This is a genomic window from Desulfosporosinus acididurans (assembly GCF_001029285.1).
In the GTDB taxonomy this organism is placed as follows: domain Bacteria; phylum Bacillota; class Desulfitobacteriia; order Desulfitobacteriales; family Desulfitobacteriaceae; genus Desulfosporosinus; species Desulfosporosinus acididurans.
In genome coordinates this window covers 24,415-31,843 of record NZ_LDZY01000022.1, presented here as the reverse complement: position 1 = coordinate 31,843, position 7,429 = coordinate 24,415, and the positions used below count along the sequence as shown (strand labels likewise).

General features: G+C 40.7%; 8 protein-coding genes. 2 read left to right on the top strand and 6 right to left on the bottom strand.

Annotated elements, in window-relative coordinates; translation table 11 throughout:
- Window positions 1–303, top strand: a 303-nt coding sequence (locus tag DEAC_RS20715) for a transposase (protein WP_047811992.1), incomplete at its 5' end; no start/stop codon positions are given.
- A 429-nt stretch (window positions 304–732) separates the two neighbouring features.
- A complete protein-coding gene (locus DEAC_RS20710) occupies window positions 733–1,686 on the top strand; it encodes an amidohydrolase family protein (protein ID WP_200903173.1) in 954 nt (317 codons plus the stop codon).
- 25 nt (window positions 1,687–1,711) lie between these two features.
- Here DEAC_RS20710 and DEAC_RS20705 read toward each other — a convergent pair whose 3' ends face one another.
- From DEAC_RS20705 to DEAC_RS23395, 6 genes are all read right to left on the bottom strand, one after another.
- The gene (locus DEAC_RS20705) at window positions 1,712–2,515 is read right to left on the bottom strand and encodes a PhzF family phenazine biosynthesis protein (RefSeq protein ID WP_047811991.1); all 804 of its coding nucleotides are present in this window, start codon (window positions 2,513–2,515) and stop codon (window positions 1,712–1,714) included.
- A gap of 35 nt (window positions 2,516–2,550) precedes the next feature.
- Complete coding sequence (locus DEAC_RS20700) at window positions 2,551–3,660, bottom strand: 4Fe-4S binding protein (RefSeq protein WP_047811990.1); 1,110 nt, start codon at window positions 3,658–3,660, stop codon at window positions 2,551–2,553.
- 107 nt (window positions 3,661–3,767) lie between these two features.
- On the bottom strand, window positions 3,768–4,190 hold the full coding sequence (locus DEAC_RS20695; protein WP_053006553.1) for a MarR family winged helix-turn-helix transcriptional regulator: 423 nt from the start codon (window positions 4,188–4,190) through the stop codon (window positions 3,768–3,770).
- Window positions 4,191–4,459: 269 nt separating this feature from the next.
- Window positions 4,460–5,695 carry an MDR family MFS transporter gene (locus DEAC_RS20690; RefSeq protein WP_047811989.1) on the bottom strand — a complete coding sequence of 412 codons (1,236 nt, stop codon included), beginning with the start codon at window positions 5,693–5,695 and terminating at the stop codon, window positions 4,460–4,462.
- A gap of 291 nt (window positions 5,696–5,986) precedes the next feature.
- Window positions 5,987–6,718 (bottom strand): protein kinase family protein, encoded by a 732-nt coding sequence (locus DEAC_RS20685; protein WP_047811988.1) that lies wholly within the window; start codon window positions 6,716–6,718, stop codon window positions 5,987–5,989.
- A complete protein-coding gene (locus DEAC_RS23395; RefSeq protein ID WP_140417766.1) occupies window positions 6,709–6,921 on the bottom strand; it encodes a hypothetical protein in 213 nt (70 codons plus the stop codon). Before DEAC_RS23395 ends, DEAC_RS20685 begins: the two co-directional genes overlap by 10 nt.
- Window positions 6,922–7,429 lie beyond the last annotated feature (508 nt).

The window sequence follows — 7,429 nt, the reverse complement described above, 5'->3', positions numbered from 1 at the left end:
CGAGAAAGCAGCTCAGGTAAGCACAAGGGACAGACCACGATCAGTAAGCGCGGCCGCGCACGACTGAGGGCAATCCTATTTCAAGCAGTGATGCCGCTAGTCGCAAAAAACGCAGAGTTTGCAGAGATACACAACTACTACACAACAAGGATCAAGAATCCCCTGAAGAAGAAACAATCACTAATTGCCTTAAGCTGTAAACTAATTCGGGTGTTCTATGCAATATTAACAAAAGGTACAGAATACGATCCAGAAAAGCTAATTAAGGACATTCATCGTCCAGTTGAGCATTTAGCAGCGTAATTAGAATAGCAGCGAAACCATAAGAAACAAACGATCTGTGGGTTAAAGCGTCACCACAGAAGCGAGCAATCCAGGTAACCTAGCAAAACAAAAGAGCTGGTAGTCAGTCGCATATTTTTCCATTAGAGCAAGGACTCGGTAGAGGAGCATAACTGACACCCAATCATGGATAGGTGGAACGAAGGAATTTAGGGCAGATTTATAATCTTGACCCTGTTAGACATGGGAGGTTTACCACCGTGAGAATCATGGGTTTACAACGGCCAACATATCCACAAATAGTAGACGTTGGCTTTGCCATATCCAATTTCTCCGAATTAGACATTTTATGCGAATTCTATCCGTGGTGAGCTAATTTGGTTAGCTAGGAATTCTATGAAAATACGAGATATCTAAAGAAAATATCAAGATATTATAGGGAGGAAATCAATGACAATGCGTATCATTACTCTCGAAGAGCATTTTGCCTTTCCGGGATTTATGGACAGAATTGGCCAACAATCCTTTCATAACAAAGGTGAAGAGCTGTGCGACCTCGACGAACGTCGGATCACCCAAATGAACGCCGCCGGTATTGACATGCAGGTGCTCTCACTGACCTCTCCCGGTACGGAGTCGTTAACTGGTGAGGAAGCGGTGAAAATGGCCATCAGCGCTAATGACTTCCTGGCAGCGGCGATAGAACGTCATCCCAGTCGCTTCGCGGGCTTTGCTGCCCTGCCGACAGCTGCTCCCGACCTCGCCGCTGCTGAACTGGAACGTATGGTTTGCCAACATGGTTTCAAGGGTGCGGTGATCAATGGTCACATTCAGGGCCGCTACCTGGACGACAAATTCTTTTGGCCCATCATGGAACAGGCAGAAGCGCTTCAAGTGCCAATCCACCTGCACCCAGCGCCACCGCCGCAGCCGATAATCGACGCCTACTACACCGGCAATTTCTCATCGGAGGTGACCAGTATACTTTCGACGGCAGGCTGGGGATGGCACATCGAAACTGCTGTCCATATCCTGCGTCTTATTCTCAGCGGAGTATTCGACCGCTATCCCAAACTGCAGATCATTATTGGACACTTGGGCGAAGCTTTGCCTTTTATGTTGCCAAGGATCAATCAAGTTCTGCAGCCGAATCTAACTAAATTACAGCGTCCGATGGCAGACTATCTGAGAGAGAATATCCATTACACGTTCAGCGGCTTCAATTTTACCGCTGCTTTCCTTAATCTGTTGTTGGAAGTCGGCAGCGACCGCATTATGTTCTCAGTAGACTATCCGTACGGTTCGATGGAAAAGGGGCAGGCTTTCCTTTCTCAGTTACCGGTCAGCAATTCTGACAGGGAAAAAATCGCTCACAGCAATGCCGAACTACTCCTGCATTTGTAAATCGGAACCGGCGTTTGACCACCATCTAGCAGAGTTTTTCCAATAGCTTACCTTTAAAAATTGTGACAGCATTCCCTCTTAATAATACCCGATCTTCTAACACTTCTATATTTATTTCTCCGCCACGTTCAGAACACTGGTACGCTTTGAATTTGGCTATACCTAATTTGTCACTCCAAAATGAGGCCAGAACACAATGTGCCGAGCCAGTTACTGGATCTTCAGGAACTCCAACTTCGGGCGCAAAAAATCTTGATACAAAATCATACTTACCTAAACTTTTAGCTGTTACAATGACTCCGTGCATCTCACATTCTAACAGTTTGGAAAGGTCAATCCGTATACCTCTAACTTCTTCTTCGGTTGCAACTTCAAGTAAATAGTTTTCTCTCGATTTACCTTTGAAAGTCGGTGTTATTCCTCCTAAACCGTCTATTAGTATACTCGGAACTTCATTCACCTCTGAATACTCTAGACGAGGAAAATCCATTTCGATTAAATCGTCATTTATAAGATTAACAGTAAGCTTTCCACTTCGAGTATTGAATATAATAGGTTTCTCTTTTTCCCAAAATCCTTCTGTCCATAAGATATGGGCTGTTGCTAAAGTAGCATGTCCGCATAGATCTATCTCAAATGTAGGAGTGAACCACCTAAGTTTAAACTCAGAGTTATCTCTTACCACAAAAGCAGTCTCAGATAAGTTCATCTCCCTAGCCATATTAACCATACTTTTAGCATCAGGAAATTTATCTAAAACGCAAACACCTGCTGGATTGCCCTTGAATCGTTCAGTAGTAAAAGAGTCTACTTGGTAAATATCAACCATAATTAACCTCCATTATTAACGAAATCGAAATATGCCTAAACCCCTTTTTTCTCCCGGGTCATTCTTGTGAATTTTTCTCGCGTGTTCCGGGGAGGAACATGCAAAACCGGTCGTCGGCTCATGGTTAATGCGCCAGTGGGGCAGCCGGAAGCACATACGCCGCATCCTATACAAACCTCTTTATTTACAACTGGAATTTCCGTTCCATTTCCGTCATCTTGCATGGTAATAGCTTCAATGGGACAGCGGTTAGTGCAGGTACCGCAGCCCACACAATTTTCAGAGTCTAATGCAGGAATAAAATTGCTGGGGTGCGTCACATATGTCCCGAATTCTTTGATGCCGGTCAGAATTACGCAGCAGCAGCTGCAGCAGTGGCACATATAAGCAGGCTTGTTCATCACATTATCGCAATTATGGACCAACCCAAGCTTTTCTGTTTCCTCAAGCACCCGCAGCAAATCGTCCACTGTGGCTGGTTTTCCCATACCTCTGCGTATGACCCACTCTGCGGCGCTGCCCATAGATGTACATACTTCCAAAGGAGCGTCACAGGCTTTGCCAAGATGAGATGCCTTATGACGGCAGGGGCATATGGAGATAGCACCTCCACCGGACTGCCGGATAATTTCTCCGGCCCTTTCGTAGGTTAATACCTCGGTTTCCACAGCTAACGGTATAAGGCGTTCATATACCACTGTCCTCATCATCTTGGTATCAGACCTAGAGATTTCATCCCTGACTTCCTTGTCATGAAAGTAAGCTTGAAAAAGTTCCGCTAAATCCTTCATATTTACATTATCCCGTACCCGCATGAAGGTATATTCAAAGAATCCAATGACCACCGGAGCCAACATGTAATATACGGTGTCCTTCCGTGGGATGTCCAGCACCAATCCTTTATCAGCCATACCGTCCAGTACAGTCTTCAATTGCACTCCCTTAATCCCGGTAAGACCTGTAATTTGTTCCAGAGTCATGGGAAGCAAAGGAAATTTACTGCCTACCTGGGCTTCGCTCTCGGTAAAGAGACGATGCAGAATTGCCATCAAGGTTTCGTTTATCGATGCCCCTTCTGGGCTCCTGCTAATACGCTCCGCCAGTAACCTGTAAACCTCGTCTTTGTCATGAGTTAAGTGTCCCATAAAATATCCTCCTTTAAAATATTTTAGCTCCCATCATTAACTGTCATTGACGAAAAAATAAGACGACTGCTCAATAATTGACATATAAACTATATAGCCGAACAAAACTACTTACAATATTCCTGTATTTTCTTCACGAAGGAAATGACTCCATTCCATTCCGCATCATTTAAGGATAATTTCAGACTATCATTGAGATCTTGAGAAATGGGAAGTATTTGTTCAGCAAGAGTTCTGCCTTTTAGAGTAAGGTTTATCTGAAAAGCCCGCCGATCCTCGGGATCAGTTCTTCTTTCCAGTAGATCTTCTTTCTCCATTCTATCGATTAATCCAGTAATAGCAGAGCTATCCAGAAACAGGCGTTCAGCTAACCCTTTTACACCTAAACCATCTTGTTCATAAAGAGCCAAAAGAATAAATGATTGAGACAAAGTAAGTCCATAATCGGAATATTTGACGTTATAATATTTTTGCAATGTCCTAGCAGCAATTCCCATTTGAAAGCAAACATAATCCTCAAATATAGGCACGGCGATAATCTCCCTTATAATAGTTTATGTGTTAACATTCTATTACTCATTTATTAATATATCAATAGTTATGTGTAAATATATTTTATATTTTCTGAATATAGCAAAATATGCAAAGCGATACATGCATCTCCGAATTCCTCTGCCGTTCCAGGGTTCTTTTTTAAAGGCTCAAAATTACTCAGGCATTTGGGAAATTGGCGTTGTGATATGTACTTTTTATTGCCTACATCGTGCAAAAACCATCAAATAATCGATACTGGATGTCGTTATCGACAAGTATTGATAGATAAAGTAAACATGAGAATTGCCGCAAGACACGATATCACAAAAATAATTTGCCATACTGAATTTATTCCCCTTGTACCAATGTATACACCCATTAGTGAAGTTCCAAGGGATCCACCTATTGCATTGCTTATGTTACTTAAAGCACTAAATCTGGCCCTATAATTTCTCGGACTATTATTGGCAATGTAGGTGCCAAAATTTGTTGCCATAAGAATTTCTCCAAATGTCCATAAAATAGTAGATATGATGAAGAGGAAAAACGTATGGATTTCTCCTATCATGCCAAAGCCTATGGCATATAGAACGCCAGCTAAACCAAGATTATTTATAGGCTTAACCCTTTTTGTAATAGTTGTAATCCACATCGTTGAGGTGATAACTGTTAAAGCATTGATACTCATAAGCCAGCCGAATTTTTCCGGGCCTTGAGCTAAAAATGTGTTATCTAACATTATTGGCAGAGAGAATCTATGCTGCGTATAAACGGCACTATAGATTATATAAATCATTAAGAGAATTATAATATGCGGCCTCTTATAAAGAGCCTTAAAAATATTCTCGGACTCATCCTTTTCTTCTTCAGTTACAGCTGCTTCGGCGGAAATAGAGTTGACTTCGCTGACATACCTTACAACAAGGGTAACCGCAAAAAATGACGTTAGTGCATCGCCTAAAAAAAGTAAGGGCAGAGAATGGTTAAATAAAAATCCTGCCACAATCGGACCTAAAGCCACTCCGATATTAATCCCTAAATAGTTTAAAGAATAACCTAACTGTCTCTTATGCGGCGGTAATATATCTGCAATGATCGAATTAATTGAAGGCCTTACCGCTCCGTTGAAAAAAGTAGCTAATAGAATACATATTATATTAATAGAAGGATTTTTTTGAAAAGCACAAGGTACAAGTAAAACACCGGCAAGTGTTTGAGCTAATACATAAACTTTTTTTCTGCCCAGAAGGTCTGCAAATTTACCACCAAAAAGAGAGCCCGGAATTCTTACTAAAGATGCAAGCATAACTATTACACCGGTAGCTTCAAATGACAAACCCAGCTTTTGGGTTAAGTACAAGGTTAAAAACGGAACTACAAAATCTCCAAATCTGTTTACTATTTGAACTATAAAAAAAATATATATACTTTTAGGTAACCCTCGATAAGCGTTTATCAAATTCTTACTGACACCTCTTTTAAGTAACTCTTCTTTAAGCATGAAAAAGGCCCCGTCAGTTTTACAACTGTTACGGCGCCATTGCCTTATAATGCAATGTTAATTATGTAGTTTCCATTTGTCAATTGATGTAGTGTTCATAATTGTCACTCTATTAAATAAGACATGTGAACTAACTCCCAATACTGCAGCTTTAAAGAACGATTGTCCCTAAAGCCCATATCGCGCGGTTTTTTTCTTCCATGTTTCATTTGATCGGTGAGGCTTGTGGGAACATATTTCTGTAAATGGATAAAATAGCGGAGCAAAACCCCCTGACTTTCACCACACCTCTTATTTATTGGCTTGAAACGTCTCGTGAAAATCTTCTTCAACGTCAAAAATACTTTTATACCGTTGATTGACACCCATTAGCCTTTTTAAAAGTAACAGTTCCTTTGGCTTCAACAGTAATTCGTCATACCAAGGGCGCTTCTTGAAGCCTTTGAGTTCAAAAGAAGAGTAATACAGGTGCAGCAGGAAGTCTCCCATAAATGCGAAATCCATATCAGCCCTGTATATCTCGTTATTAATCCAACGAGCAAGCCCAAAATCAACAAGGTTAACCGTTTGACCATCATACAATGTATTGGGCACCCTTATATCTCTATGGACTATGCTCTTTGAATGCAAGTACTTTAAAATTTCGACAAGTTGGTGTCCTACTTTATAGATCTCTGCTCTTGCAAACACGTGTTTATCGAGATAAATTATGTCCTCGAACGTTTTACCCGCCTTAAATTCAAGTACATAGCCATAGAAGTCTTCACATTCAATCTTTTTAATAAACCGAGGAACGCTCTCATGCTGTAGGCTCTTTAGAATTTCCTCCTCAAATCGAGCCTTTACTCCCGCTTTCTTAAGCATTCCCCTTTTTAGTTGCTTGAGAATATACAATTTCTGATCCTGAGAAACCTGATAGCAGATACCAAATCGGCCTTCTCCTATCGTTTTCTCGATTATATAGTCAGCTATTTGCTCAGACGGCTTATATAATTTGTCCCGTCTAAATAGGTTTAAGACCATGAACTCTTACGATGATGACTCGATGAATACCTGTTGTGGCGGTTTGAACCAGACAGTGAATGCCTTCTTGAACTCGAACCTGTCAAGGCCTCAAATATTTTACCTAATATTCCTCCCGAGCCATGCGGCCTTTTATAATGTCCGCCGCCATGATTTGGATCCGGGTAATGTCCTCTATTTTTTGATCTTGAAAATGAGCTCATAATCAATCCTCCTAATAATCGTTATTTAATATCACACCTCGGCATTCTCATTAGAAATCGTTTCCCTGATTTCGTGAAGCTAATATTTAAGCACAACAAAAAACACCCTATGATTTTTCTTTAGTTACGCAATAAATGTCTAACTTTAGACACCAATTACTGGTAACAAATCAGAGTGATTCTATTGTGCTTGTATTTACTCCCATAGAAGTAGAAACAGAGGAAAAGGAATACATGATGAATAGAATCTTTAGAAAAGCGCCCAAGTCGCATATTGAACAAAGTTAACAGAATCGTTGCTAAAACAAGCCGATTCGATAGTATTTGTGTCATCCTAAATAGTTTGTTAATGAATGACTTAGATTTCTCATGTAATTTTCTCAGAGTTGCGACTGGTTTGTTATTATTTATAATAAAATTAAACGGAGTTTCATAACTATGTTGCTCTGAGTTCTCAACTAAGCTGTGAGGCATATACACAGCCATCAACGAAAATAGCAAGAGAAAT

Coding starts and splice junctions, on each gene's coding strand:
- DEAC_RS20710 (WP_200903173.1), top strand. CDS start 733: ATGACAATGCGTATCATTACTCTCGAAGAGCATTTTGCCTTTCCGGGA.
- DEAC_RS20705 (WP_047811991.1), bottom strand. CDS start 2,515: ATGGTTGATATTTACCAAGTAGACTCTTTTACTACTGAACGATTCAAG.
- DEAC_RS20690 (WP_047811989.1), bottom strand. CDS start 5,695: ATGCTTAAAGAAGAGTTACTTAAAAGAGGTGTCAGTAAGAATTTGATA.
- DEAC_RS20685 (WP_047811988.1), bottom strand. CDS start 6,718: ATGGTCTTAAACCTATTTAGACGGGACAAATTATATAAGCCGTCTGAG.
- DEAC_RS20700 (WP_047811990.1), bottom strand. CDS start 3,660: ATGGGACACTTAACTCATGACAAAGACGAGGTTTACAGGTTACTGGCG.
- DEAC_RS23395 (WP_140417766.1), bottom strand. CDS start 6,921: ATGAGCTCATTTTCAAGATCAAAAAATAGAGGACATTACCCGGATCCA.